We start from the raw sequence: 26,233 nt of genomic DNA on the forward strand, positions 1-26,233 counted from the left end.
AATGAATCATGACGGTATTCCCTGTAAAGCATAGTGACCTGTTACGCCAGCCGGAGTATCTGCTGCCGCGTAAGGAACTGGTGCAGTTGATCCATCAACTTACGCAGAATCTGGTGAATATTACTGACCAGAGCGGCGAGTTTTTGCTGCGCCTCGATGATGGCCGCGTTATTGACACCAAAGGCTGGGCTGGCTGGGAGTGGACACATGGCATCGGGTTGTATGGCATGCTGCATTATTACCAGCAGACCGGGGATCAGGCCACGTTACAGATCATTGACGAATGGTTCAGTACCCGGCTGGCCGAGGGGACGCCAACCAAAAACGTCAATACCGTCTGCCCCTTTCTGACGCTGGCTTACCGCTATGAAGAAACGCGCAACCCGGCGTGGCGACCGGTGCTGGAACGCTGGGCAGAATGGGTCATGTATGACATGCCGCGTACCGAAAGCGGTGGGCTGCAACATATCGTCTATAACAACGAGAATACGCAGCAGCTGTGGGACGATACGCTGATGATGAGCGTGATGGCGCTGGCGAAGATCGGTCAGCTGCTGGAGCGCCCGGAGTTTGTTGAGGAGGCCAGCTATCAGTTTCTGCTTCATACCCAATACCTGATGGATCGCCACAGTGGCTTGTGGTTCCACGGCTGGAACTTCGATGGTCGCCATAACTTTGCCAATGCGCGCTGGGCGCGCGGCAACAGCTGGGTCACCATCGTCATTCCCGACTTCCTTGAAATGATGAACTGGCCGGAACAGCATGCCACCCGCCGTTTTCTGCAACAGGTGCTGGAGAATCAGGTGAAGGCGCTGGCCGGTTGTCAGCATAGCAGCGGCCTGTGGCATACCCTGCTGGATGATCCGCACAGCTACCCCGAGGCTTCGGCTACTGCGGGTTTTGCCTATGGCATTCTGAAGGCGGTACGTAAACGTTATTTGTCGCGCGACTATCTGCCGCTGGCAGAAAAAGCCTTGCGCGGGGTGATCGCCAACATTGACGAGGACGGAGAACTGAAACAGGTATCGTTTGGTACCGCGATGGGCAGCGATCTGGATTATTACCGCCAGGTCCCGCTGACCTCAATGCCTTATGGTCAGGCGATGGCGCTGCTGTGTCTGACGGAATATTTGCGGGTGTATTTATAAAAACAAACGGCCCCGTCAGGGGCCGCTGTGACTTACATATTACGAATATAATCGTCCATCTCGGTTTTCAGGTTATCCGACTTGGTGCCGAAAATTGCCTGAACACCCGAACCGGCTATCACCACGCCACGTGCACCGAGACTTTTCAGCTCGCTCTGGTCCACTTTAGCCACATCCGACACGCTAACGCGCAGACGAGTGATACAGGCATCGAGGTTGGTGATGTTCTCTTTACCACCGAATGCGGTGACCAGTTTGCCCGCCATTTCACTGCCGGTCGCGCTGCTCTGCTCAACAGCATTATCTTCACGGCCCGGCGTTTTCAGGTTCAGTTTGACAATCAGTACCCGGAACACGGTGTAGTAAATCAGGCCGTAAATGATACCCACAATCGGGAACAGCCAGATTTTGCTGCTGTTGCCGCTCAGCACGATAAAGTCGATCAGACCGTGTGAGAAGCTGGTGCCATCACGCATGCCGAGCAGGATACAGATCGGGAATGCCAGGCCAGCCAGAATCGCGTGAATCACGTACAGGATCGGCGCAACAAACATGAAGGAGAACTCGATCGGCTCGGTGATACCGGTCAGGAACGAGGTCAGCGCGGCGGAGATCATGATACCGCCGACTTTGGCACGGTTTTCCGGTTTCGCAGAGTGCCAGATAGCGATGGCAGCAGCAGGCAGACCGTACATTTTGAACAGGAAGCCACCTGACAGTTTACCTGCGGTCGGGTCACCCGCCATATAACGCGGAATGTCACCGTGGAACACCTGGCCAGCCGCGTTAGTGAATTCACCAATCTGCATCTGGAAAGGTACGTTCCAGATATGGTGCAGACCAAACGGCACCAATGAACGCTCAACCACGCCGTAGATACCGAAGGCGACAACCGGGTTCTGATAGGCTGCCCATTGTGAGAAGTCCTGAATGGCGGAACCGACCGGTGGCCAAATGAAGGACAGCAGCACACCCAGCACGATAGCGGCCAGGCCCGAAATAATCGGAACAAAACGCTTACCGGCAAAGAAGCCAAGGTATTCCGGCAACTTGATACGGTAGAAGCGGTTAAACATATACGCCGCGATGGAACCGGCGATAATCCCGCCCAGTACCCCGGTATCGGCCAGATGTTTGGCATCGATCTCAGCAGCCGGCAGATGCAGCACCAGCGGAGCAACCACCGCCATGGTTTTCACCATGATGCCGTAAGCCACCACCGCCGCCAGCGCGGAAACACCGTCGTTATTGGTAAAGCCGAGCGCCACACCGATGGCAAAAATCAGTGGCATGTTGGCAAATACCGAACCACCTGCTTCAGCCATCACATGCGAAACCACAGCAGGCAACCAGCTAAAATTAGCTGAACCCACACCTAATAAAATACCGGCAATCGGCAAAACCGATACCGGTAACATCAGCGACTTACCTACTTTTTGCAGGTTCGCAAATGCGTTTTTGAACATAGCCTGAAGCTCCTGAGTATGAGTGCATTTCGCGCAGTGCGCGTGGTAACGGGGGGAGGACCCTTTACCGGGATGACGCTGAGCGTCTTTTGATTTATTACGAAGAGTAAAATAAATAGAATTTTCTTACTTTGACGGCTATCACGTTTCGCTCATCACACCGTCTGGCTTTCAGTTAATTCTCACTGACTTGCTGATATTTACCGCAAAAAAGCACTGGCTGCGCCCTTAAGGGCGCAACACATCGGATGAATTTCTGATTAATTACAGAGTTTGAAATAAAGTGCGTTAACCGCCAAGACGGCTCATCGGGATATGAAACAGACGGGAGAAATTGCTGGTTGTGGTTGCAGCCAGTGTCTCAATATCGACGCCCTTCAGCACCGCCATATAATCGGCCACGTCACGGGTAAACGCTGGCTGGTTCTCTTTACCGCGATGCGGCACAGGTGCCAGATAGGGGGAATCGGTCTCCACCAGCATCCTGTCCAGCGGAACATAGCGCGCCGCATCACGGATTTGCTCCGCATTGCGGAACGTCAGAATGCCGGAGAAGGAGATATAAAAACCCATATCCAGCAATTTTGCTGCGGTTTCTTTATCTTCGGTAAAGCAGTGCAGTACACCACCACACTTCTCAACCTGTTCCTCACGCAGGATCGCCAGCGTATCTTCACGCGCATCACGGGTATGGACGATGATCGGCTTGTTCAGTGCTATTCCGGTGCGGATATGTTCACGGAACGAAGCCTGCTGCTGCGCTTTGGTTTCCTGCTGGTAAAAATAGTCCAGCCCGGTCTCACCCAGCGCCACCACACGATCTTCCGCCGCCAGGCGTCGGAATTCCTCAACATCGTAAGGCGTTTCCTGATTCAATGGATGAACACCACAAGCCAGCGCGATGTTTTCACGCTCGCCAACCAACGCTTTCAGCGTGTAGTAATCCGGTAGCGTGGTGGCAATCGCCAGCATAAACTTCACATCACGTGACGCCGCTTTGGTAATCACATCATCCAGATCGCGGTGCTGCTTTTCGTAATCCAGGCCATCGAGATGGCAATGGGAATCGACAATAAACATACTTCTCTCTTTTTACGCTTAGCTGAGCGTCGCTGGTGTCAGCAGACGGCTCCAGCTCAACAAACGATCGGTCAACATTAATTCACGATTGAGTGCTGCCACCTGCTGCAGCTGCTCGCGGCACTGCATCCACAACTGCACGCTGGCATTCAGGGCACTGCTGTTGAGCTGTTGTGCCAGTATCGTCACCACATCCGGACGATCGCCGTTGCTTAACCAGCGATTTGCCCCCTGCTGCACTTTCATCGCATCCACCAGCAATGAAAGCAGCCAGGCCAGACGGTCGGCCACATCATCACTGTTTAACGATGGCAGCAGTTGCAACACATCCTGCGACAATGCGCCGGGCAATGCGTCACACAACGCCTGACGAACCTGCCAGCGCTCAGGCTGTAACAACGCCAGCGCTGCTGCGGGTGCCCCGTTGCTCAAACGCAACGCCGCACGCAGCGTTTCTTCGGGCTGGGAAATCTGTTTTTGCAACCATTGCAGGCTATGAACCTCCTCAGGAGGCGAGAGATGCCAGGTCATACAACGGCTGCGTAGCGTGGCGAGCAAACGTGACGGCTCGCGGGTACTCAGGAAAAACCACGTATTGGCGGGCGGTTCTTCCAGGGTTTTCAGCAACGCATTGGCGGCGGCTTCGGTCAGCTGTGCCGCGTCAGGCAGCCATACCACTTTCGCCCCACCCTGCTGGGCAAAATGGTACAGCTTTTCCGTGACGTCACGCACCGCATCAATCCCCAGCGAGGATTTTCCCTTCTCGGCCTCAAGACGATACCAGTCAGGATGCGTATGCGCCTGCATCAAATGGCAACCGTGGCAGTGACCACAGCTTTTTAATCCCTCGGGTTGCTGGCACATCAGCCAGCGACTGACACCCCAAACCAGCGCATCGTCCCCCATGCCATCAATAGCCTGAATTAACAGCGCATGATGCGCCTGATTGCTCTGATGGCGGGCAATAATTTGCCGATACGGCTGGTTTAGCCACGGATACCAGTTCATGCCGTTTGACCTGCCAGCCAGTGACGTACGGCGGACTGGATTGACTGCGTCACCTGTGGCAACGACTGCGTAGCATCAATAGTGATGATGGTGGGATCTTCCGCAGCCAGCGCCAGATAACGCTCACGGGTGCGTTCAAAAAAGCGCAGCGATTCCTGCTCGATACGATCCAGCTCGCCACGCGCCCGCGCCCGCTGCAAACCAATTTCCGGGGTGACATCGAGATACAAGGTACAATCCGGGCGGAATTCACCCAGCACGGCGTCACGTAAGGTACTCATCAGTTGAGTATCCAGGCCACGTCCGCCGCCCTGATAGGCCTGTGATGACAGATCATGACGATCGCCAATCACCCAGGCACCCCGCGCCAGTGCAGGCTTGATTACGTTCTCCACCAGCTGGACACGCGCAGCGTAGAGCATCAGCAATTCCGCTTGATCGGTAAGCGTTTCGCCATCAATCCCTTGCTTGACCAGCACACGCAGCTGTTCCGCCAGCGGTGTACCGCCCGGTTCACGCGTGAATACCAGATCATCAATGCCCTGCTCGCGTAGCACGGAGACCACCGCATCACGCGCTGTGGTTTTGCCCGCTCCTTCCAGACCTTCGATGACGATAAACTTACTTTTCATTTTTTTCCTTCATTGCCAGCCGATACGCCTGCACGGCCTTATTATGGCTGACCAGATTGGTGGTAAAGGTGTGACCACCTTTACCATCCGCCACAAAATAGAGGTAATTGCTTTTTTCCGGGTGCGCCGCCGCTTCCAGAGAAGCCCGGCCCGGCATCGCAATCGGACCCGGTGGCATGCCGCTGATGGTATAAGTATTGTAATCGGTTGGCGTGTCGAGATCTTTACGTGTTAGCGTGCCTGTATAGCTATCGCCCATGCCGTAAATCACCGTCGGATCGGTCTGCAGCTTCATGCCAATCCGCAAGCGGTTGATAAACACCGAAGCCACCCGCGCACGCTCTTCGCTGACGCCGGTTTCTTTCTCGATGATCGACGCCATCGTCACCAGATCCTGCTCTTTCTTATAAGGCAGATTGTCCATGCGGTTCTGCCAGATCTCATCCACCAGCTTGTTCATGCGCGCATGGGCGCGTTCCAGCAGCGCCACATCACTGGTGTTGGCGGTGTAGAGATAAGTATCGGGATAAAAGCCGCCTTCCAGCTGGCTGGCATCAAGTTTCAGCGCTGCCGCCACCGTGGCAAATTGATCATCTTGCAGGGTGTGTTTGAGATAAGGGGCTGCGCGCAGTTGCTCCAGCCACTCTTTCAGGCGGGAACCTTCGACAAAACGCAACGGGAACTGCGCTTCCTTGCCACTTGCCAGCAATTCGAGCAATTGACGCACCGTCATATTGCTTTCGAGGCGATAAGTACCGGCTTTAAAACGCGCCAGCTCTGGCTCCAGCTTCAGCAACGGACCAAACCACAGGCTCGGTGCAATCACATGCTCACTTTCCAGCTGTGCTTCGAGCGCCACCCGGCCAGTGCCTGCTGGCAGAGTGAAAATGGTTTCCTGGTGCAAGGTTAACGGTGTATCGGCAAAACGTTCAATCTGCCAATAACTAAAGGCCGCAGCGAGGCCAATAATCGCCACGGCGGCGGCGACAATTTTTTTCATTCGGGTCATGGTGCTTCCATTTTCTGGCAACTGGCGAGCAGTTGCTGGTACAGCGAACGTGCGGTGAACGAAACGTCGTCAATACTACGCACGGGTAAAACCGGCATCAGGGCATTGCATATCACCACTTCATCTGCGGCAAGGATGCGATCCCTGTTACCATCAATCAGCTGACAAGCCTGGCCTGTAGCCGTCATCTGCGCCATCAGAAAACGCCGCATAATGCCAGCAACGCCAGCCTGATCGAGACATGGCGTGAATACCTTATCGCCCTCACGCCAGAATAAATTGGCCGCACAGCATTCCACCACCGTCCCCTCAGTGTCAAGCACCAGCGCCTCGTCGGCTTCCGTCTGGTCAAGATGGTGGCGAATCAGCACCTGCTCCAGCCGGTTAAGGTGTTTAATTCCGGCCAGCAGCGGGTTGCGTGCCAGCGGTACCGGGCTGGTCACCAGTCGTGCGCCTTGTTGTTGCAGTGCCTGATAATGGTGGGGCCAGGGAGAGAGGGAGATAATGCGCGTGGGGTGACTGCATCCATTCCGACTGTAGCCACGCCCGCCAGCACCGGGCGTCAGAATCACTTTCAGTACCGCCCGCTCCTGCCCTTGTGCGGCGCTACACATTTCCACTTCGAGTTGCTGCCAGTCAGGCTCTGCCATCAGCAGGCGTTCACAACCCTGTTTTAAGCGTTGCAGGTGAGCAGGTAACAGCTGAATATGACCGTTTATCACCGCAGCGGTGGTGAAACAGCCATCGCCAAACTGTACAGCACGATCGCGCGCTGCAAGCTGCGTCTGTTCTGCTCCATTTATCCACATCATAACGACCTCAATGAATTGACCTTGCTTTGAATACCATTGAAGGCCGTAAGATTCCACGCGACTACGTGACAAAATATAAAAAAAGGCCCGCATTGCGGGCCTCTATTCCAGGCAAAACGATTTACACCTTGCGGAAGATCAGCGAACCGTTGGTTCCACCGAATCCGAAGGAGTTACACAGCGTATATTCCATGCCGCTGACCTGGCGTGCGGTATGAGGCACGAAATCCAGATCGCAACCTTCATCCGGGTTGTCGAGGTTGATGGTCGGCGGAATCGCCTGGTCGCGCAGTGCCAGAATCGAGTAGATCGACTCAACCGCGCCTGCTGCACCAAGCAAGTGGCCGGTCATCGATTTGGTAGAGCTGACCATAACAGAGCTGGCTGCCGCACCAAAGATCGACTTCACCGCCTGCGCTTCGGCTTTATCGCCAGCAGACGTTGAAGTACCGTGCGCATTGACATAACCGATCTGTTCCGGGTTCAGCTGCGCATCGCGTAATGCGTTAGCCATCGCCAGCGCCGCGCCTGCACCGTTTTCCGGTGGTGATGTCATGTGGTAGGCATCGCTACTCATGCCAAAGCCAACCACTTCAGCATAAATTTTCGCACCACGTTTTTTCGCGTGCTCGTACTCTTCCAGCACGACGATACCTGCACCATCGCCCAGCACAAAGCCATCACGATCTTTATCCCACGGACGACTTGCCGCCTGCGGGTTCTCGTTACGGGTTGAGAGCGCACGCGCCGCACCAAATCCACCCACGCCCAGCGGCGTACTGGCTTTTTCTGCGCCACCCGCAAGCATGACATCAGCATCGTTGTAAGCAATGATGCGTGCCGCATGGCCGATGTTATGAACACCTGAAGTACAAGCTGTAGCGATAGAAATGCTCGGACCTTTCAGACCAAACATAATCGTCAGGTGACCTGCGACCATATTTACAATGGTGGAAGGCACAAAGAACGGGCTGATTTTGCGCGGACCGCCATTCACCAGCGAGCTATGGTTTTCTTCAATTAAACCCAGTCCACCGATGCCAGAACCAATCGCCGCACCAACACGACTGGCGTTTTCATCAGTGACTACCAGACCGGAGTCATGCATAGCCTGTATACCGGCAACAATGCCGTATTGGATGAAATCATCCATCTTGCGCTGATCTTTGCGCGAGATAAATTCATCGCAATTGAAATCTTTTACCAGACCAGCAAAACGTGTTGCATAGGCACTAGTATCAAAATGGTCGATCAGGGTAATGCCGCTCTGACCGGCAAGGAGAGTACTCCAGGTAGACTCTACGGTATTGCCGACAGGAGACAACATGCCAAGACCGGTCACAACTACACGACGCTTAGACACGTTCGTCCTCCAGGGAGGGATAAAAAAAAACTATGTGGGGCAAACAATAAAACTCAGGCGGTCGAGCGACCGCCTGAAGATATTCATTAGCCTTGGTGGCTAGTGATGTAGTCGATCGCTGCCTGAACGGTAGTGATTTTCTCAGCTTCTTCGTCTGGAATCTCAGTATCGAACTCTTCTTCCAGAGCCATCACCAGTTCAACCGTGTCAAGAGAATCAGCGCCCAGGTCTTCAACGAAAGCAGCACTGTTGGTAACCTGGTCCTCTTTGCACCCCAGTTGCTCAATAGTGATTTGCTTAACGCGTTCCTCAATAGTCTTAGTGCTCATGCTATTCAATTTCCTATCAAAACTCGCTTTATGCGATGGTTTTCGTAGTGTATAAAATGTTGAAAAAGATGCAACAAAATCCCGGCCGGTCGAACCACGATTTTACGCTATTCTGCGGTTTTTGCCGCAAATAATGCAAATGATTTCGTGATTATCAGACCATGTACATGCCGCCGTTGACGTGCAGCGTTTCACCTGTGATGTAGGCTGCTTCGTCAGAGGCTAAGAATGCCACTGCATTGGCGATTTCCTGCGGGTTGCCTAAGCGACCTGCCGGAACTTCTGCCAATATGCCCGAACGTTGGTCTTCGTTCAGTGCGCGCGTCATGTCCGTTTCAATAAAGCCCGGCGCAACGACGTTCACGGTAATACCACGTGACGCGACTTCTCGCGCCAGTGATTTGCTAAAGCCAATCAAACCTGCTTTTGCTGCTGCATAGTTTGCCTGACCCGCGTTACCCATGGTTCCAACTACAGAACCAATGGTGATGATTCGGCCCACACGTTTTTTCATCATGGCACGCATAACCGCCTTGGAAAGACGGAAAACCGATGTCAGGTTGGTATCCAGGATATCCGCCCATTCATCGTCTTTCATGCGCATCAGCAAATTATCACGCGTAATGCCTGCATTATTGACTAAAATGTCCACTTCGCCAAATTCTGCGCGAACTTTCTCGAGTACGCTCTCAATCGAAGCAGAATCGGTCACGTTCAGCAGCAAACCTTTGCCGCTATTGCCGAGGTAAGCACTGATTGCCTCCGCGCCGCTTTCGCTGGTGGCAGTACCCACCACTTTAGCACCACGCGCTGCCAGCGTTTCCGCAATGGCGCGACCGATGCCGCGGCTCGCGCCGGTAACCAGCGCAACTTTACCTTCAAAGCTCATGATTTTCCTCTTATTCCTGGGTAAGCGCTGCATTCAGTGAAGCAGGATCGTTCACGGCTGCAGCGGTCAGGCTATCCACAATACGTTTGGTGAGACCCGTCAGCACTTTACCTGGACCCATCTCCAGCAGCTGAGTCACACCCTGTGTGGCAATAAATTCAACCGCCTCGGTCCAGCGAACCGGGCTATACAGCTGACGCACCAGCGCGCTACGAATGGCGTCTGGCGTGGTTTCGCACTTCACATCAACGTTGTTGACTACCGGCACCGAAGGCACATTAAAGCTGATGGCTTCAAGTGCAACGGCCAGTTTATCTGCAGCTGGCTTCATCAGCGCGCAATGTGATGGCACACTGACCGGTAACGGCAGTGCACGTTTGGCACCTGCTGCTTTACAGGCCGCCCCCGCACGCTCAACCGCTTCTTTGTTGCCCGCAATAACAACCTGACCCGGGGAGTTAAAGTTGACAGGAGAAACCACCTGTCCCTGCGCACTCTCTTCACAGGCTTTACGAATCGCCGCATCATCCAGACCGATAATGGCCTGCATCGCACCGGTACCTTCCGGAACGGCCTCCTGCATCAGTTTACCGCGCAGTTCCACCAGCTTGATGGCATCGGCGAAATTCAGTACCCCTGCGCAAACCAGCGCCGAGTATTCACCCAAGCTGTGGCCAGCCATCAACACTGGCTGTGCGGCATTTTTGCTCTGCCAGACACGATAAATTGCGACGGATGCGGCCAGCAATGCAGGCTGCGTCTGCCAGGTTTTGTTCAGTTCTTCTGCCGGTCCCTGCTGGACCAGTTGCCATAAGTCATAACCCAGCGCATCAGAAGCTTCACGGAAAGTGGCCTCTACCTGCGGGTATTCAGCGGCCAGCTCAGCCAGCATACCTACGGTCTGTGATCCCTGTCCCGGGAACACAAAAGCAAATTGCGTCATCTTTCGTTCCTGTAATCAAAAGCGAACCAGCGCGGAACCCCAGGTGAAACCACCACCAAAGGCTTCCAGCAGAATCAGTTGTCCGGGCTTGATACGGCCATCACGTACAGCTTCATCCAGCGCGCTCGGTACGGAGGCAGCAGAGGTGTTACCGTGACGATCCAGCGTCACCACCACTTTATCCATTCCCATACCCAGTTTTTTTGCTGTGGCGCTAATAATGCGCAGGTTAGCCTGATGAGGTACCAGCCAGTCGAGCATTTCGCGATCGAGATTATTCGCCTGCAATGTTTCATCCACAATATGTGCCAGCTCAGTCACCGCCACTTTGAAGACTTCATTGCCTGCCATAGTGAGGTAGGCTGGCTGATCCTGCTGTTCACGATCCTGATAAGGCAGGGTCAGCAATTTGCCGTAGCGACCATCCGCGTGCAGATGAGTTGAAATGATGCCCGGTTCGCTGCTCTGACCCAGTACCACAGCACCCGCGCCATCACCAAATAAAATGATGGTGCCACGATCCGTCGGGTCCAGGGTCCGTGCCAGCACGTCAGCCCCGATCACCAGCGCATGTTTCACCGCGCCATTTTTGATGTATTGATCGGCAACGCTCAGCGCATAGGTAAAGCCCGCGCATGCTGCCGCAAGGTCAAAAGCGGCGCAATCGTCGATTTCCAGCATTTGCTGGATCATGCAGGCTGAACTGGGGAATGCGTGGCTGGAAGATGTCGTCGCGACAATAATTAAGCCCACATCACTGGCTGCCACACCCGCCATTTCCAGGGCGCGCTGTGCTGCCGAGTAACCCATGCTCGCTACTGTTTCATCCGGCGCAGCAATGCGGCGCTCACGGATACCGGTACGGGTGACAATCCACTCGTCCGAAGTCTCCACCATTTTTTCCAGATCCGCGTTGCTGCGCACCTGGCTAGGCAAATAGCTGCCCGTACCGAGAATTTTGGTAAACATCTACGCTTTGTCACTCCTGGCTAATACAGTATCCAGACGCGCCGCAATCCGTTCAGGGACTTGCCGCCGCACCGCCTGCTCTGCCTGTTCTATCGCCACGGTAAAGGCGCGTTGATTCGCCGCACCATGGCTTTTGATTACCGTCCCGCGCAATCCTAACAGACAAGCGCCATTGTACTGGTCGGGGTTGAGATGACCGAAACGCTTTGTCAGACGCTTTAGAATCCAGCGCCCCAGCCATTTCAGCCACCAGGCCCGTTTTTTTCCTTCACCTGACGACTTGAGCAGAGAAAGAAACATTCTTACCACGCCTTCCATGGTTTTCAGCGTGACATTGCCAGCAAAGCCATCGCAAACCAGCACATCCGTTTTGCCAGTGAGGAGATCGTTCCCCTCAAGATAACCAATATAGTTGATTTGCGGCGATTCCCGCAGCACCGCAGCTGCCATACGGATAGTTTCCAGACCTTTGGTCTCTTCCTGTCCGATATTAAGCAATGCCACGCGCGGTTGTGCAATGGTCAGCACTTCTTCGGCCACCACTGCACCCATCACAGCAAACTGCACCAGCATTTCACTGTTGGACTCAACATTCGCGCCCAGATCCAGTACGACCGTTTTACCCTGCTGCTGGTGCGGCAGAACGGTCATCAACGCCGGACGTTCAATACCTTCCAGCGGCTTTAATAATAACTTGGCTAGCCCCATCAGTGCGCCGGTATTTCCCGCACTGACACAGGCTTGAGCCTGACCCTCTTTCACCAGCTCCAGCGCGATACGCATTGAGCTGCCGCGACTGTTACGAATCGCCTGAGAAGGTCTGGCATCACTTGCAATAACCGATTCGGCAGGAATAACCCGCAAACGCTCCAGTACAGAGGAATCCGCTTTGGCAAGTAATGGCGTGATGATGTCGGGATTGCCGACCAGAAGGATAATCAGGTGCGAATGAGAGGCCAGTGCCTGCAAGACTGCAGGCACTGTCACGCAGGGACCGAAGTCCCCGCCCATGGCATCTATCGCCAGGGTCAAACGTGTCAAAGTATCGCCTTGCGTAACCGCAAGAATTACTTAGCGATTACCTTGCGACCGCGGTAGTAACCATCCGCAGTGATGTGGTGACGCAGATGAGTTTCACCAGAAACTTTATCTACAGACAGAGTGGTGGTGGTCAGAGCATCATGAGAACGACGCATACCACGCTTAGAACGGGTGGGTTTATTCTGTTGTACGGCCATGGACCTTACTCCTATTACTTACGCTTTAAACTGGCTAATACGGCAAATGGGTTTGGTTTTTCTGCCTCTTCAGGCAGCTTTCCAAAGACCATGTCCGCGTCGGACACTTCACAGTGTTCAGAATCATGCACCGGAACCACCGGCAGTGCGAGGATGATTTCATCTTCGATCACCGCCAACAGATCAATCTCGCCAAAATCATCGACATCGACCGGTTCGTAGGCTTCCGGCAGTGCCTCGGCCTGCTCTTCAGTAGAGACAGGACTGAAGCAATAGCTTACGTGAACCTGATGCGGAAACGGCTGGTTGCAGCGCTGACATAACAACGTTACCTGCACATCCGCTGTTCCTTGCAGAACGGCGAGGCGCTGGTTGTCAACCGCAAACGACATGGCACATTCCACATCACTGTCCACACTCACGACCGAGTCGGCCACGCGCGCCACCAGTTCAGGTGAATAAACGCCATGATAATCAAGGCGTTTTTGCGCGGCGCGTACCGGATCGAGCGTCAGGGGTAATTTTACCTTTTGCATAGGGCGCGAATATTAACTTTGTAACGTCATAGAGTCAAAGAAAAAGGCCGTTTCACGGCATCTTTCACCCGTTAGTCGCATCCAGTGCGGCGCACAGTTTAAAATGACTGTCACCTTTACGCTATCTATTCTGAAAAAAAATGATGACACCGCTGGTTTTAGCCTCAACTTCTCCGTTCCGTCAGGCTTTATTGAGTAAGCTTGGCCTGCCTTTTATCTGCGCGGCACCGCATACCGATGAAACACCACTCCCCGGTGAGACGGCGGAAGCGTTGGTGCAACGGCTGGCACTGGCAAAAGCCAGGGCGCTGGCTGAACAATATCCGGATCGCTGGATCATTGGTTCCGATCAGGTATGCGTGCTGGATGGCAACATCACCGGTAAGCCACATACGGAGGAAAACGCACGATGCCAGTTGGCTGCCGCCAGTGGTAAGGCAATCACCTTCTATACCGGTCTGGCGCTAATTCAGCCACAGAGCGCACAACAATTTTTATGCTGTGAACCCTTTATGGTGCATTTTCGTGCCCTGAGTCAGGCAGAAATCGCCGCTTACGTCGCAAAAGAACAACCTTTGCAATGTGCAGGAAGCTTCAAAAGCGAAGGTCTTGGCATTTGTTTGTTTGAAAAGCTGGAAGGACGTGACCCCAATGCGTTGATTGGCTTACCGTTGATTGCGCTGAATGAGATGCTACGCCAGGCAGGTATCAACCCGTTGAGTTGATACCTGCCACGGTGGTCAGGCTTTTTTCTGGCGTAACTGCGCCAGACAATGCTTTAAAGCGCCGTCAAGCGGCGCTTCCATGCGCAGCGTCTCACCGGTGTTTGGATGAGTAAAAGTCAGCGCAGCGGCATGCAGGAACAGGCGGGAAAGCCCGGTTGATGCCAGCTGACGATCAAATTCACGTTCACCGTAGCGATCGTCAAAGGCAATCGGATGGCCCGCATGCAGCGTATGAACGCGAATCTGGTGGGTGCGGCCGGTTACCGGGCTGGCTTTTACCAGCGTGGCAAAACCAAAGCGTTCCTCAACTTTAAATCGCGTCTCGGAGGGTTTGCCCTCCGCACTGACGCGCACCACGCGCTCGCCGCTTTGCAGGATATTTTTCAACAACGGTGCCTGGACCACTTTCAGGTGTGAAGGCCAGTCACCCTGCACCAGTGCCAGGTAATCTTTTTGCATTCCCTTTTCACGCAGTTGTTCGTGCAGGGAACGGAGTGCTGAACGTTTTTTCGCCACCAGCAAAATACCGGAGGTGTCACGATCCAGTCGATGCACCAGCTCAAGGAAGCGTGCCTCCGGACGCAGCGCACGCAGCCCTTCAATCACGCCAAAGCTCAGACCGCTGCCACCATGCACCGCTGTGCCGGAGGGTTTATTCAGCACCAGTAAATAATCATCTTCATAGAGGATGGCATCCGCCAGCGAAGCCACTTTTTCCAGCTTGGGTGACAATGCCTGTTCTTCCCGCTCCGCAACGCGGACTGGCGGGATGCGCAGTTCATCACCCTCTTCCAGTTTATATTCGGGCTTGATGCGCTTTTTATTTACCCGCACTTCGCCTTTACGCAGAATGCGATAAATCATACTTTTCGGCACCCCCTTCAAATGGGTGCGCAAAAAGTTATCAATGCGTTGTCCGGCATTTTCAGCCGTAATGGCGACAAATTGTACGCCTGGATTCTCAGTTTTCATGGCCGCGATTCTAAATAGTGTCCCTGGATAGCGCCACCCCTTTTTCTGTGCTTAACTCTCTCAGGTCGCTTGCTGAAACGGACGAAATGCTGTCTTTTTCAGCGTTGCGATGATTAGCCCTGCAAATGAACAGGTTAAGGATGAATAAACTTCACAGCTCGGCAAAAGTCGCCTTGCTATATGAAGGCTAGCAATGGAATAATGCAGGGGTTTCTGTCCTGGAAAGATTCAGGCTGGAAAAAGAGCGAAATAAGTCATTTTGCCGGATTAAACGGACACGCAGCAATGGCGTAAGACGTAATGTTAAATCAGGCACTTAGCGGGCTGCGGGTTGCAGCCAGGACGACAGACTGGGATGTGTGGATTTTTGAATACTCGAGTAGCACTTCCACCTTCAGGCGCTGGATTTCCTTATGAAAAACAGGCCACCGACAAGATTTGCGCCCCTTTAGCCGCCGACAACCGTGAGGTTGACGTCAGTGCATTAATGACACGGGGCCATCGGTTGATTCTCGTCCAGGGTAACGATGCCCGCAGCTTTGTCACTCATGAGAGAATAACGAGTAAGTCAAGATGAAAAGAATGTTAATTAACGCAACTCAGCAGGAGGAGTTGCGCGTTGCCCTGGTTGACGGTCAACGTCTGTACGATCTGGATATCGAAAGCCCCGGACACGAACAGAAAAAAGCCAACATCTACAAAGGTAAAATCACCCGTATTGAACCCAGCCTGGAAGCTGCGTTTGTTGATTACGGTGCTGAGCGTCACGGTTTTCTCCCTCTGAAAGAAATCTCCCGCGAATACTTCCCCGCTAATTACAATGCGCACGGACGTCCCAACATCAAAGATGTGCTGCGTGAAGGCCAGGAAGTTATCGTTCAGATTGATAAAGAGGAACGCGGTAATAAAGGGGCAGCACTGACAACCTTTATTTCGCTGGCCGGTAGCTACCTGGTGCTGATGCCGAATAACCCGCGTGCGGGTGGTATTTCGCGCCGTATTGAAGGTGACGATCGCACTGAACTAAAAGAAGCGTTATCAGCCCTGGAACTGCCGGAAGGCATGGGTCTGATTGTGCGTACTGCGGGCGTGGGCAAATCTGCCGAATCGCTGCAGTGGGACTTAAGCTTCCGTCTGAAACACTGGGAAGCGATCAAGAAAGCAGCGGAAAACCGTCCGGCCCCCTTCCTGATCCATCAGGAAAGCAACGTGATCGTTCGCGCCTTCCGCGACTATCTGCGTCAGGATATCGGTGAGATTCTTATCGATAACCCGAAAGTGCTGGAGCTGGCACGTCAGCATATCGCTGCCCTGGGTCGCCCGGATTTCAGTAGCAAAATCAAACTGTACACCGGTGAAATTCCGCTGTTCAGCCACTACCAAATCGAATCGCAAATTGAATCCGCCTTCCAGCGTGAAGTGCGTCTGCCATCCGGCGGTTCTATTGTTATCGACAGCACCGAAGCACTGACTGCGATTGATATCAACTCCGCACGCGCCACCCGTGGCGGCGATATCGAAGAGACGGCTTTCAATACCAATCTGGAAGCCGCCGACGAAATCGCTCGTCAGCTGCGTCTGCGTGACCTTGGTGGCCTGATCGTGATCGACTTTATCGATATGACGCCAGTACGCCATCAGCGCGCGGTAGAAAACCGTCTGCGTGAAGCCGTCCGCCAGGATCGCGCACGTATCCAGATCAGCCATATTTCTCGCTTTGGCCTGCTGGAGATGTCACGTCAGCGCCTCAGCCCGTCACTGGGTGAATCCAGTCATCACGTGTGCCCGCGTTGTAGCGGTACTGGCACTATTCGTGATAACGAATCGCTGTCGCTGTCGATCCTGCGCCTGATTGAAGAAGAAGCGCTGAAAGACAACACCAAAGAAGTTCATGCCATTGTACCGGTGCCGGTTGCCTCTTACCTGCTGAACGAGAAACGTGATGCGGTAAGCGCGATTGAGAAGCGCCAGGGTGGTGTCCGCGCCATCATCGTGCCAAACGATCAGATGGAAACCCCGCACTACTCCGTGCTGCGTGTACGTAAAGGCGAAGAAACTCAGACGCTGAGCTATCACCTGCCGAAGTTGCATGAAGCAGAAATGGCGCTGCCTTCGGAAGAAGAACAGGCCGAGCGTCGTCGCCCTGAGCAACCTGCTCTCGCTGCTTTTGTGATGCCGGATGCACCACCTGCACCGGTTGAAGCGAATGAAGAAATCACGCCGGTAGTGAAAGCCGAACCGAAAGCCAAAGCGACAGCCACCGTCGTCGCACCGGCAGCCTCAACCGGCTTTATGGCGCGTCTGCTGGGTGGACTGAAGAAACTGTTTGTCGGTGACGCACCTGCTGCAGCGCCGGTGGCCAGCGAGCAATCGGAAAGTAAAGCTGCTGAAGGTGAAAACACTCAGCCGCGCGGCGAACGTCGCAACAACCGTCGTAATAACCGCCGTGAGCGCACACCGCGCAACGGTGAGAATGCACCGGTACGTGAAGCACGTGAACAGCGTGAGCCACGCGAAGCGCGTGAGACCACGGAAAATCGTCGCAACAAACGTCAGAACGAGCCGCGTGAAGAACGTAGCCCGGTACAGAGCGAAGAAGCTCGCCAGCAGCGTGAAGAACAGCAGCAACAGCGCCGTGAACAGCGTGCAGAACGCCAGCGTCGTCGTCAGGAAGAGAAACGTGCCCAGCAGCAGGAGCAGAAAGCCGCTGAGCCGATCGTTCAGGCTGATGTCGTTGATGAATCTGTTGCCCAGGAAGAAGAACGCGTTCAGGTGATGCCGCGTCGTAAACCACGTCAGCTGACGCAGAAAGTGCGCTTTGGTGACGAGAACGCCGTAGCAGAAACCGTTGCGCCTCTGGTTAGCGAAACACCGGTTGAAACCACGCCGCGTGCACCGCTCAACGAAGAACCTGAAGCGGTTAATGATGACCAGGATGACAGCGAAAACCGTGATAACGCCAATATGCCGCGCCGTTCACGTCGTTCGCCGCGTCACCTGCGCGTCAGTGGTCAGCGCCGTCGTCGTTATCGTGATGAGCGTTATCCGACCCAATCCGCCATGCCGCTGGCTAGCGCCTCTGCATCGCCGGAAATGGCTTCTGGTAAAGTCTGGGTACGTTACCCGGTGGCTCAGGCCATTGAAGAACAAGTCACTCAGGATGTTGTGAGCGAGACGCCAGACTATAGCCGTGAAGAAACTGCCGCAGTCGTAGCCCTGCCAGTCACTGCTGAAGTGGCACCAGAAGTGGTTGCCGAGCCGGTTGCTGAAGCTGTCGTCCATCAGGCTGAACCGCAGGCGCACACTGAAGTGCCAGTGGTGAATACCGATGACACCAGCCCGATTGACACGCCGGTTAATGAAGAACCTGCGGTGATTGCAGCGGCAGATGAAGCGGTAGCACAGAAAACAGCAGCGCAGGCTGAACCTGTGGTTGACGTTGCCGCCGAAGTTGACGAAGCCGTAACCAACGCAGCTGTGACCCCTGCTGAAGTGACGCCAGAAGTTGTCGCCCAGGTGGAAGAAGTGCTGGCTGCACCGGTCGTTGCAGAAGTGCCGCAGCAACCTGTTGTGGAACCTCAGGCTCCAGTTGTCGCACGTGATGCCGCGCTGAATAACGCTGAAACCCGCTGGAAGCACTTTGCTTCAGCGCCGATGACCAAAGCACCAGCACCGGCATGGCAACCTGAACCGGTTCGCCACAGCGACTGGGTGCGTCCGCCGTTTGAGTTTGCAGGTCGTGGCTCGGCTGGCGGCCATAGCGCCACGCATCAGTCTACCGCTCCGGCAACCAAGCCAGAAAGCGTCTAAGCGAACAGCTCTGAAACCAACCCCGGCCAGTCCGGGGTTTTTTATTGCCTTTTATTCAGCAAGAATTACCGGCAAAAAAAATCCCACGGCCCCGGAGGACAGTGGGAAAAAGCAAGCGCACCCGGTTTAAGTACGCTCAAATTTTCAGGTCAGTTACGCGTTCATCTGGAACAGTGACATCTTCGACATCTGGGTAAACACGGTGTAGGACGCCTGCAATGCTGTTTGTTGCATGGTGTAGCTGGAGATAGCTGAGGTGTAATCCACATCCACCAGGTCGCTCATCTGCGAAGCCATAATGGTATCGCGGTCATCACCCTGTGAATCCAGCTTGTCCAGTTCATCCATCTGGGTCCCGATGGCGGAACGCACCGAAAGCACGTTGTTGAGCGAGTTGCTCAGGCCACGGTTGGTCTTGTCCATGGCGTCCTGGAAGGTCTGTTTGGTGGCATCGTCAGCGTTATCCTGCGGCACTTTCAGGGCCGCAATGGCGCTGTCGAGCATGTTGAACAGGTTAGTTTCGCTGGCGCTGCCATCCGGCTCTGCTTTCGCGTTGCTGGTAATCGACATAAACACCGAGGAACCGGTGTTGCCTACCGCCATGGTACGGCTGTCGTCCACCTTTTGGGTGATCGCCTGGGTACCGCCGACATAGGTGACGCCGGTGCCGGTATCAGAAAAAGGCGCGGTATCGGTTTTATAACCAGCAAAGATATAGTTGCCGTTACCGTCCTTCGCGTTGGCCTGTCCCAGTAACTGCGCGCGGATCCCCTCCAGTTCGGTCGCGATCGAGGCACGGTCATCATCACTCAGCGTACCGGTTGAACCCTGAACAATCAGGGTCTGCGCATCCTGAATACTGCTGGTCACGCTGGACAGCGTGTTTTCTTCCATAGCCAGACTTTGGTTCGCAAAGCTACGTGCTGTCGCGTATTGGGTGCTTTTCGCCTGTGACTGCGACAGCACCACCGCGCGTGAGGCGGCGATCGGATCATCAGACGGATTGCTGACGCGGCGGCCACTGGAAAGCTGCTCACCCACTTTAAGCCAGGAGGATTGCGAATCTGTAATGCTGCGCACCTGCTGGTTGAAAATCATATTCGTGCTAAGACGCATGGTTATTTATCCTCTCTCTGCTTAGCTGATACTGCTGATCAGCGCATCAAAGATGGTGCTGGCAGTTTGCAACACCTGCGCGTTGGCAGTGTAATATTGCTGATATTTGGTCAGGTTGGCGTATTCCTCGTCGAGGTTGACGCCTGAGATTGACTGCTGACGATCGGTCAGCTGGTTTACCACGTTTTCCTGGGTGGTGCTTTTAGTTTCCAGGTTGCTGGTTTTGTTACCCACAGTACTCACCAGGCTGGCGTAAGCCTGCGTCAGGGTGGCGTTGCCATTCACCAGATTGGCATCCTGCAAATCCATCATTTTCTGGGCGTTGGTGTTATCACTTTCACCACCGTCTGCGGTACCCGCAGCGGCAATCTGTGATTCATCGGTGATGGCAACAGACATACCGCCAATCACGTTCTGCACCGGCTTGACCAGGAAACTGTCTTTGGCGGCTGGCGTACCACTTACCGTCAATTGGAGACCATCAAAACTCAGCGTGGTGTTGCCATCGGCATCCGTACCCTGAGTCGGGGTGACGCTGACGTTGTCCGAATTACGTATTACCGACCAGTTGCTGCCGTCATAGCTTACGGTATAGTTCGAGGCCTTCACCGCGCTGGTATCGGTCCAGGCGGCTGTCACGGTGGCGCTGGAGGTGTTTTTGGTGTTGCTCAACACTTCAGGGCTGCCGATGGTGAAAAAGTCAGTCCCCTGATCCCCATTGCTATCGTAACCGGCTGTCTGTACGGCGTTGAAACTGGTGGTAAACGCTGCCGCTAACTGACCGAGCTGATTCTGCGCGGTGTCCAGATCCTGGGTACGAAACGCCAGCAGGCCACCAAGCGAACCGGTTGTCAGGGTTTTCTCAGGAATTTCTACGTTGCCCGCCAGCTTATCAACATAACCGACGGTGATACGTGATGGGTCGCTGGTAGACGGCATCGCGACCAGGGTGGTGGTGTTTTTGCCATTCACCAGGGTGGTGCTACCCATGGAGACGATGTAGCTACCATCCTGCTGGGAAACGCTAACGCCAACGATATTATTCAGGCTATTTACCAGCTGATCGCGTTGATCGAGCAGATCATTCGGTGCCGTACCGCCACCCGTGGTCAGCTTGGCAATCTGGGTATTCAGATCGGCAATCTGGCTGGTGTAGGTGTTGATTTGGTCAACGCTGGAAGTGATATCGGTGTTGACGCTGCTCTGCATGTTGGTCAGGTATTGCGAGGTGGACTGGAACTGGTTTACCAGCCCCTGGGCATAACTCAGCAGCGACTGACGTGCAGAAGGATCATTGGCGTTGCTGACCACGTTCTGTACGTTAGTAAAGAAACTTTGCAGCGAATCGGACAGGCTGGTTGACGAGGTTGACAGCAAATCGTCGATATTCGAAACCTGCGAATATTGCGTGTTGGCCGCCTGATAGGTGGCACTGGCACTGCGCAGCTGCGAGGTGACGAATTCATCATATTCACGCTGCACACCAGTGACATTGACCCCGTTGCCATAATAGCTGCTCCCGCTCAGGGTGCTGTTCGCCTGCGCCAGAATGGTGGTCTGACGGGTGTAACCTGCCACGGTGTAGTTACTGATGTTGTTACTGGTGGTACTTAATGCGGCCTGTGCGGCGCTCAGCCCGCTCATCGCTGAGTTGATTATACTGGACATCTCGGTTCCTTAATTTCCCGTTCACCGGGCTGGCTGTCATCAGTGCGGTTACCAGGGCGTCAGGACGCCCAGGGTCTATGAAGGTTATCGGCGTGCTTAAGTGAAACTTGAGGCAAAAAAATCAGAACAAATTGGTTAAATCCTGGCTGTAGGCCTTCACCACTTTTTCGCCCATGTTTTTGAATTGCTGGATCATTCCCACCAGTTTCTGGGCATATTTCGGGTCAGTGGCGTAACCGGCAGCCTGTAAAGCTTGTGCACCCTGCTCCGCCGTCTGGGCATTCGCCACCGCCGCATAGCGTGGGTTGCTGGAGAGCAGTTTGACGTAGTCAGTCAGTGCTTCCAGATACGAGCCATAGACGCGGAAACTGGCGCGCACTTTTTTCGCTTCGCCATGGTCGTATTCGGTGGTCATGATGTCGGTGGTTTGACCTTTCCAGTCACTGCTGGCCTTGATGCCGAACACGTTGTAACTCGGCTTACCATCACGCGTGAGGATCTGGCGCTGACCCCAGCCGGACTCCAGCGCAGCCTGTGCCAGAATCAGATGGTGCGGGATGCCGCTCTCGTCACTCGCCACTTTGGCGGGCTGCGCCAGCTGGGCGATGAAGTCGCTGCTGTCGCCGGACAAATTGCCCGGCGATACCGGCAAACGTGGCACCGCCTTGCGTACCATTTGCTCCAGCTGGAGCGGAGCCATGGCGCTGACAATAAAGCTGTTATCCAGCTTCATTGGCACCGTACCCGCACTTTCATCCGGTTCCTGCGCGGGTTGCATCTGTTTAACGATGGTGTCCGCCAGGCCGAGGCCGCGTTTCCCCATTTCCTGCGCAATCTGCTGGTCGTACATTGAGGTATAGAGACGCGTTTGATCGTTGCTCAGCAGGCCATCCTGCGGCAGCGCCTCACGCATACTCTTCAACATCATTTGCACGAACATCCCCTCAACCTGTTTCGCAACCTGCAAGGCCTTACCTTTCGGATCGAGGCTGGCCTCACGTTTCAGGTCATTGAGCGAGCGGCTGTCATAAGCCGCATTCATCAGCGATTGCGTATCACTCATCAGATAATTTCCAGTTTGGCGCGCAGGCAGCCCGCACTCTGCATTGATTGCAGAATCGACATCAAATCAATCGGTGTCGCACCCAGCGCGTTAAGCGCACGCACCACGCTGTTGAGGTTGGCGCTGGCGTTGACGTGTTGCAGTGCCCCGCCACTCTGGCGCATATCGATCTGCGTCTGCGTGGTTGCTACCGTCTGCCCACCGGCCAGTGGTGTATTCGGTTGGCTGACGTTCTGCTGCTGATTCACCGTCACTGACAGATTGCCCTGTGCCACCGCACAGGTGCTCAGCGTGACTTCGCGGTTCATCACCACCGAACCGGTACGTGAGTTGATGATCACTTTGGCGTCTTCCAGCGGGACGGAAACGTCGAGGTTCTGGATATCGGCCAGCAGACGGACCTGAGAGCTGTTATTCGGTGACACCCGAATCTGCACGGTACGGGCATCCAGCGCCTGAGCGTAACCGTAGCCACCCCGGTTGATGGCGTCCGAAATGCGCTGCGCCATGGTGAAATCTTCGTTGTTGAGTTGCAGGTTGATGGTGCTCTGGCTGCCAAAGTTGCTTTGCAGTTCACGCTCCACCGTGGCTCCACCGGTAATCCGACCACCATTCAGCTGGTTGACCTGTACGCTGCTGCCGCCAGCTGCCGCACCGGCACCACCGACCAGAATGTTACCCTGCGCCAGCGCATACACCTGGTTATCGACCCCTTTCATCGGCGTCATCAGCAGCGTACCGCCGCGCAGGCTTTTGGCGTTGCCCAGTGACGACACCACCACATCAATGGTTTGTCCCTGACGTGCGAAGGCAGGCAGCGAGGCGGTAACCATCACCGCCGCGACGTTTTTCAGCTGCATATTGGTGCCGGTCGGTACGGTGATCCCCAGCTGTGACAGCATGTTGCTGACGGTTTGTGTGGTAAACGGCGTTTGCGTGGTCTGGTCACCGGTGCCGTCCAGTCCCACCACTAAGCCATAGCCAATCAGCTGGTTGTCGCGCACGCCCTGCACGGTGGTCAGATCGCGGATGCGGTCAGCATGCGCAATAAGGCTGAAGCCGAGCAGCATGCTCAGGCCCAGACGCAGCAGAGTGTTCATTTTCATCGTAACCTCTTACATCGGCGAGATGTTCAGGAAGAAGCGCTGGAACCAACCCATGGTCTGCGCCTCATTGATATAACCATTACCGACGTACTCAATACGTGCATCGGCCACTGCGGTTGACAGCACCGCATTGCTGGCGCTGATGGTGCGGGGGTTAACCACACCGGAGAAACGAATAAATTCGGTTCCCTGATTAATTTCGATCTGCTTCTCACCCACCACGCGCAGGTTGCCGTTAGACAACACCTGATTAACGGTGACGGTGATGGTGCCGGTGAAGGTGTTGTTGGCGGTGGCGCCTCCTTTGCCGGTGAAGTCGTTTTTGCCTTCGCCGTCGAGACCCACTTTTTCGCCACTCGCGCCGACCAGACCATTCAGTCCGGTTGGTACCGTGGTCAGGCCGAAGCTGCCACTGCCATCGCGGCTGGCATTCGCCGAAGAGCTTTTGCTGGCGCTGACGTTTTCCTGCAGGGTGATCGTCAGGGTGTCACCAATATTACGTGGGCGGCGATCTTCAAACAGCGGCTGATAACCGTAGTTAAGCGGCGCAACACCCTGAAAAATCGAACCATTGACCACCGGCGGCGCAGAAGGCGTTGGCTCTGCCGTTGTCGAGCCTTGTACCAGTGGCGTGCGTGGGATCAGCGCACAACCGTTTAATGTCAGCAGCGATAACGCTACCAACCAATGACCAGGCTTGAGAATCACTTGCTTCGCCACGGGGTTCTGACCTTATTCATGTTCTTAATCAGGCCAGCCAGGCTGGCCCAAAGACACCAGATTTATAACTGGGTTAACTTCTGCAGCATCTGATCGGAGGTGCTGACCGCTTTGCTGTTGATCTCATAAGCACGCTGCGTCTGGATCATCGACACCAGTTCTTCCGCCACGTTAACGTTTGAGGTTTCCACATAGCCCTGATACAGCAGACCGGCACCGTTCTGACCCGGCGTGCTTTGGGTCGGTGCGCCTGACGCCTGTGTTTCCTGGTAGAGGTTTTCACCCAGGCTGTCGAGACCGGCATCGTTCATAAAGGTGCTGAGCGTCAGCTGGCCTACCTGTGTCGGGTTGGTCTGCCCCTGCACCGTCACATCCACCACGCCATCGCGTGAAACCGTAATGGCGGTGGCGTTGGCAGGAATGGTGATGCCCGGCTGAACCGGATAACCGGCGTTGGTCACCAGCTGACCATTCTGATCCACCTGGAATGAACCATCACGGGTATAAGCCGAGGTGCCGTCCGGCATCTGCACTTCAAAATAGCCCTGACCGTTGATTGCCAGGTCTTTTGAGTTGCTGGTCTGCGACAGGTTGCCCTGGGTGTGCAGACGCTCAGTGGTCACCGGACGCACACCGGTACCGATCTGCATACCCGACGGTAAGGTGGTTTGTTCGGATGACTGCGTACCAGGCTGACGTACGGTCTGATACATCAGGTCTTCAAATACCGCACGCGAACGCTTAAAGCCGTTGGTGCTGACGTTCGCCAGGTTGTTGGCGATGACGTCCATGTTGGTTTGCTGGGCGTCAAGGCCGGTTTTCGCAATCCATAAAGAACGAATCATTGTTTTATCCTCGGCCTTAACTGCTCATATTGAGCAGCTGGTTGGCTTTTTGTTCGTTTTCATCGACGTTGGAGATGACCTTCATTTGCATCTCAAAACGTCGGGCGTTGGCGATCATATCCACCATGGTTTCCACGGGTTTGACGTTACTGCCCTCAAGAACCCCGGGTGATACCTGCACCGTGGTGTCTTCTGCCAGCGCTGCCCCGCGTGTTGCCTGGGTTTGTGCCGTGGGACGGAACATGCCGTCGTCACTGCGTTGCAGCTCCTGGCCGGTGGCGGTGACCAGCTTCAAACGACCAATCTGCACCGTCGCATTGGGGGCATCACCTGGGTTACGCGAGGTGATGGTGCCATCCGTTGCGATAGTCAGCTCTGCGCCCTGCGGGACCGCAATCGGCCCGCCATCGCCCATCACGGGATTGCCCTGGATTGTCAGGATGCCAGTGGAACTGATTTGAATGTTGCCGTTGCGGGTATAGGCTTCGCTGCCGTCAGCGGTGCGTACCGCCAGCCAGCCGTCCTGCTGCACCGCCACGTCGAGCGCGCGACCGGTATTGTCCATCGCCCCTGCAGTCATATCGGCACCCGGTGTAGAGGCCGTCACCAGGGTACGCGTCGGCAGCGACCAGCCATTGACCGGCACCGCGCGGTAGGCTTCCAGCTGGGCACGAAAACCCGGGGTGGAGGCGTTGGCGAGGTTGCTGGCCGTGACGGACTGCTGCTCCAGCGTCTGGCTGGCGGCTCCCATCGCGGTATATATCGCGTGATCCATAATGCAATCCC

General features: G+C 54.9%; 25 protein-coding genes. 3 read left to right on the plus strand and 22 right to left on the minus strand.

What is annotated here, in order from left to right:
• Positions 1-8: 8 nt before the first annotated feature.
• Positions 9-1,148 carry a glycoside hydrolase family 88/105 protein gene (locus tag RCF31_RS05325; RefSeq protein ID WP_299452071.1) on the plus strand — a complete coding sequence of 380 codons (1,140 nt, stop codon included), beginning with the start codon at positions 9-11 and terminating at the stop codon, positions 1,146-1,148.
• A 32-nt stretch (positions 1,149-1,180) separates the two neighbouring features.
• On the opposite strand, the gene ptsG is transcribed toward RCF31_RS05325, so the two are convergent.
• The 14 genes from ptsG to yceD all read right to left on the minus strand — a co-directional run bounded on the left by ptsG (position 1,181) and on the right by yceD (position 13,422).
• Positions 1,181-2,614, minus strand: a complete 1,434-nt coding sequence (ptsG, locus tag RCF31_RS05330; RefSeq protein ID WP_313687477.1) for a PTS glucose transporter subunit IIBC — start codon at positions 2,612-2,614, stop codon at positions 1,181-1,183.
• 288 nt (positions 2,615-2,902) lie between these two features.
• Complete coding sequence (locus RCF31_RS05335) at positions 2,903-3,694, minus strand: metal-dependent hydrolase (protein ID WP_416412731.1); 792 nt, start codon at positions 3,692-3,694, stop codon at positions 2,903-2,905.
• Positions 3,695-3,712: 18 nt separating this feature from the next.
• The gene (holB, locus tag RCF31_RS05340) at positions 3,713-4,702 is read right to left on the minus strand and encodes a DNA polymerase III subunit delta' (RefSeq protein WP_416412733.1); all 990 of its coding nucleotides are present in this window, start codon (positions 4,700-4,702) and stop codon (positions 3,713-3,715) included.
• Positions 4,699-5,334 carry a dTMP kinase gene (gene tmk, locus RCF31_RS05345; RefSeq protein WP_313687472.1) on the minus strand — a complete coding sequence of 212 codons (636 nt, stop codon included), beginning with the start codon at positions 5,332-5,334 and terminating at the stop codon, positions 4,699-4,701. The genes holB and tmk overlap by 4 nt, the downstream gene beginning before the upstream one ends.
• A complete protein-coding gene (gene mltG / locus RCF31_RS05350; protein WP_416412735.1) occupies positions 5,324-6,343 on the minus strand; it encodes an endolytic transglycosylase MltG in 1,020 nt (339 codons plus the stop codon). Before mltG ends, tmk begins: the two co-directional genes overlap by 11 nt.
• A complete protein-coding gene (pabC, locus tag RCF31_RS05355; protein WP_416413216.1) occupies positions 6,340-7,152 on the minus strand; it encodes an aminodeoxychorismate lyase in 813 nt (270 codons plus the stop codon). Before pabC ends, mltG begins: the two co-directional genes overlap by 4 nt.
• Before the next feature lie 124 nt (positions 7,153-7,276).
• Positions 7,277-8,518 (minus strand): beta-ketoacyl-ACP synthase II, encoded by a 1,242-nt coding sequence (gene fabF / locus RCF31_RS05360; RefSeq protein ID WP_416412737.1) that lies wholly within the window; start codon positions 8,516-8,518, stop codon positions 7,277-7,279.
• A gap of 86 nt (positions 8,519-8,604) precedes the next feature.
• Positions 8,605-8,847 carry an acyl carrier protein gene (acpP, locus tag RCF31_RS05365; protein ID WP_416412739.1) on the minus strand — a complete coding sequence of 81 codons (243 nt, stop codon included), beginning with the start codon at positions 8,845-8,847 and terminating at the stop codon, positions 8,605-8,607.
• A 154-nt stretch (positions 8,848-9,001) separates the two neighbouring features.
• The gene (gene fabG / locus RCF31_RS05370) at positions 9,002-9,736 is read right to left on the minus strand and encodes a 3-oxoacyl-ACP reductase FabG (RefSeq protein ID WP_084873887.1); all 735 of its coding nucleotides are present in this window, start codon (positions 9,734-9,736) and stop codon (positions 9,002-9,004) included.
• 10 nt (positions 9,737-9,746) lie between these two features.
• Complete coding sequence (gene fabD / locus RCF31_RS05375) at positions 9,747-10,679, minus strand: ACP S-malonyltransferase (protein WP_313690042.1); 933 nt, start codon at positions 10,677-10,679, stop codon at positions 9,747-9,749.
• 15 nt (positions 10,680-10,694) lie between these two features.
• Positions 10,695-11,648: a beta-ketoacyl-ACP synthase III gene (locus tag RCF31_RS05380; protein WP_416412740.1), complete on the minus strand. Its 954-nt coding sequence runs from the start codon at positions 11,646-11,648 to the stop codon at positions 10,695-10,697.
• Positions 11,649-12,689, minus strand: a complete 1,041-nt coding sequence (gene plsX, locus RCF31_RS05385; protein ID WP_416412741.1) for a phosphate acyltransferase PlsX — start codon at positions 12,687-12,689, stop codon at positions 11,649-11,651.
• A 26-nt stretch (positions 12,690-12,715) separates the two neighbouring features.
• Positions 12,716-12,886: a 50S ribosomal protein L32 gene (rpmF, locus tag RCF31_RS05390; protein WP_013508656.1), complete on the minus strand. Its 171-nt coding sequence runs from the start codon at positions 12,884-12,886 to the stop codon at positions 12,716-12,718.
• A 14-nt stretch (positions 12,887-12,900) separates the two neighbouring features.
• The gene (yceD, locus tag RCF31_RS05395; RefSeq protein WP_084873883.1) at positions 12,901-13,422 is read right to left on the minus strand and encodes a 23S rRNA accumulation protein YceD; all 522 of its coding nucleotides are present in this window, start codon (positions 13,420-13,422) and stop codon (positions 12,901-12,903) included.
• 143 nt (positions 13,423-13,565) lie between these two features.
• Here yceD and RCF31_RS05400 point away from each other — a divergent pair, with 143 nt between their 5' ends.
• Positions 13,566-14,147 carry a Maf family protein gene (locus tag RCF31_RS05400; RefSeq protein WP_416413217.1) on the plus strand — a complete coding sequence of 194 codons (582 nt, stop codon included), beginning with the start codon at positions 13,566-13,568 and terminating at the stop codon, positions 14,145-14,147.
• 15 nt (positions 14,148-14,162) lie between these two features.
• On the opposite strand, the gene rluC is transcribed toward RCF31_RS05400, so the two are convergent.
• A complete protein-coding gene (rluC, locus tag RCF31_RS05405) occupies positions 14,163-15,119 on the minus strand; it encodes a 23S rRNA pseudouridine(955/2504/2580) synthase RluC (RefSeq protein WP_084873881.1) in 957 nt (318 codons plus the stop codon).
• Positions 15,120-15,692: 573 nt separating this feature from the next.
• Between rluC and rne the strand changes: the two genes are divergently transcribed.
• Positions 15,693-18,929: a ribonuclease E gene (rne, locus tag RCF31_RS05410; protein ID WP_416412743.1), complete on the plus strand. Its 3,237-nt coding sequence runs from the start codon at positions 15,693-15,695 to the stop codon at positions 18,927-18,929.
• Positions 18,930-19,082: 153 nt separating this feature from the next.
• On the opposite strand, the gene flgL is transcribed toward rne, so the two are convergent.
• The 7 genes from flgL to RCF31_RS05445 form a co-directional block, all read right to left on the minus strand.
• On the minus strand, positions 19,083-20,045 hold the full coding sequence (gene flgL / locus RCF31_RS05415; RefSeq protein WP_416412745.1) for a flagellar hook-associated protein FlgL: 963 nt from the start codon (positions 20,043-20,045) through the stop codon (positions 19,083-19,085).
• Positions 20,046-20,066: 21 nt separating this feature from the next.
• A complete protein-coding gene (flgK, locus tag RCF31_RS05420) occupies positions 20,067-21,713 on the minus strand; it encodes a flagellar hook-associated protein FlgK (protein ID WP_416412747.1) in 1,647 nt (548 codons plus the stop codon).
• 121 nt (positions 21,714-21,834) lie between these two features.
• Positions 21,835-22,776, minus strand: a complete 942-nt coding sequence (gene flgJ / locus RCF31_RS05425; protein ID WP_299445731.1) for a flagellar assembly peptidoglycan hydrolase FlgJ — start codon at positions 22,774-22,776, stop codon at positions 21,835-21,837.
• Positions 22,776-23,882 (minus strand): flagellar basal body P-ring protein FlgI, encoded by a 1,107-nt coding sequence (locus RCF31_RS05430; RefSeq protein WP_299445734.1) that lies wholly within the window; start codon positions 23,880-23,882, stop codon positions 22,776-22,778. Before RCF31_RS05430 ends, flgJ begins: the two co-directional genes overlap by 1 nt.
• A 9-nt stretch (positions 23,883-23,891) precedes the next feature.
• The gene (locus RCF31_RS05435) at positions 23,892-24,602 is read right to left on the minus strand and encodes a flagellar basal body L-ring protein FlgH (protein ID WP_299445737.1); all 711 of its coding nucleotides are present in this window, start codon (positions 24,600-24,602) and stop codon (positions 23,892-23,894) included.
• Between the two features lie 62 nt (positions 24,603-24,664).
• Positions 24,665-25,447: a flagellar basal-body rod protein FlgG gene (flgG, locus tag RCF31_RS05440; protein ID WP_084873874.1), complete on the minus strand. Its 783-nt coding sequence runs from the start codon at positions 25,445-25,447 to the stop codon at positions 24,665-24,667.
• 16 nt (positions 25,448-25,463) lie between these two features.
• On the minus strand, positions 25,464-26,222 hold the full coding sequence (locus RCF31_RS05445; protein WP_084873873.1) for a flagellar basal body rod protein FlgF: 759 nt from the start codon (positions 26,220-26,222) through the stop codon (positions 25,464-25,466).
• Positions 26,223-26,233: the final 11 nt, after the last annotated feature.

Source organism: Pantoea sp. App145 (assembly GCF_047947045.1).
In the GTDB taxonomy this organism is placed as follows: Bacteria; Pseudomonadota; Gammaproteobacteria; order Enterobacterales; family Enterobacteriaceae; genus Pantoea.

What these genes read in the sequence shown, in the direction of transcription:
- rne (WP_416412743.1), top strand. Translation starts at nt 15,693, where the DNA reads ATGAAAAGAATGTTAATTAACGCAACTCAGCAGGAGGAGTTGCGCGTT.
- pabC (WP_416413216.1), bottom strand. Translation starts at nt 7,152, where the DNA reads ATGTGGATAAATGGAGCAGAACAGACGCAGCTTGCAGCGCGCGATCGT.
- flgL (WP_416412745.1), bottom strand. Translation starts at nt 20,045, where the DNA reads ATGCGTCTTAGCACGAATATGATTTTCAACCAGCAGGTGCGCAGCATT.
- acpP (WP_416412739.1), bottom strand. Translation starts at nt 8,847, where the DNA reads ATGAGCACTAAGACTATTGAGGAACGCGTTAAGCAAATCACTATTGAG.
- fabG (WP_084873887.1), bottom strand. Translation starts at nt 9,736, where the DNA reads ATGAGCTTTGAAGGTAAAGTTGCGCTGGTTACCGGCGCGAGCCGCGGC.
- yceD (WP_084873883.1), bottom strand. Translation starts at nt 13,422, where the DNA reads ATGCAAAAGGTAAAATTACCCCTGACGCTCGATCCGGTACGCGCCGCG.
- rpmF (WP_013508656.1), bottom strand. Translation starts at nt 12,886, where the DNA reads ATGGCCGTACAACAGAATAAACCCACCCGTTCTAAGCGTGGTATGCGT.
- RCF31_RS05380 (WP_416412740.1), bottom strand. Translation starts at nt 11,648, where the DNA reads ATGTTTACCAAAATTCTCGGTACGGGCAGCTATTTGCCTAGCCAGGTG.
- RCF31_RS05445 (WP_084873873.1), bottom strand. Translation starts at nt 26,222, where the DNA reads ATGGATCACGCGATATATACCGCGATGGGAGCCGCCAGCCAGACGCTG.
- RCF31_RS05430 (WP_299445734.1), bottom strand. Translation starts at nt 23,882, where the DNA reads ATGAAAATGAACACTCTGCTGCGTCTGGGCCTGAGCATGCTGCTCGGC.
- RCF31_RS05335 (WP_416412731.1), bottom strand. Translation starts at nt 3,694, where the DNA reads ATGTTTATTGTCGATTCCCATTGCCATCTCGATGGCCTGGATTACGAA.
- mltG (WP_416412735.1), bottom strand. Translation starts at nt 6,343, where the DNA reads ATGACCCGAATGAAAAAAATTGTCGCCGCCGCCGTGGCGATTATTGGC.
- flgJ (WP_299445731.1), bottom strand. Translation starts at nt 22,776, where the DNA reads ATGAGTGATACGCAATCGCTGATGAATGCGGCTTATGACAGCCGCTCG.
- ptsG (WP_313687477.1), bottom strand. Translation starts at nt 2,614, where the DNA reads ATGTTCAAAAACGCATTTGCGAACCTGCAAAAAGTAGGTAAGTCGCTG.
- flgK (WP_416412747.1), bottom strand. Translation starts at nt 21,713, where the DNA reads ATGTCCAGTATAATCAACTCAGCGATGAGCGGGCTGAGCGCCGCACAG.
- RCF31_RS05400 (WP_416413217.1), top strand. Translation starts at nt 13,566, where the DNA reads ATGACACCGCTGGTTTTAGCCTCAACTTCTCCGTTCCGTCAGGCTTTA.
- RCF31_RS05325 (WP_299452071.1), top strand. Translation starts at nt 9, where the DNA reads ATGACGGTATTCCCTGTAAAGCATAGTGACCTGTTACGCCAGCCGGAG.
- fabD (WP_313690042.1), bottom strand. Translation starts at nt 10,679, where the DNA reads ATGACGCAATTTGCTTTTGTGTTCCCGGGACAGGGATCACAGACCGTA.
- tmk (WP_313687472.1), bottom strand. Translation starts at nt 5,334, where the DNA reads ATGAAAAGTAAGTTTATCGTCATCGAAGGTCTGGAAGGAGCGGGCAAA.
- rluC (WP_084873881.1), bottom strand. Translation starts at nt 15,119, where the DNA reads ATGAAAACTGAGAATCCAGGCGTACAATTTGTCGCCATTACGGCTGAA.
- flgG (WP_084873874.1), bottom strand. Translation starts at nt 25,447, where the DNA reads ATGATTCGTTCTTTATGGATTGCGAAAACCGGCCTTGACGCCCAGCAA.
- holB (WP_416412733.1), bottom strand. Translation starts at nt 4,702, where the DNA reads ATGAACTGGTATCCGTGGCTAAACCAGCCGTATCGGCAAATTATTGCC.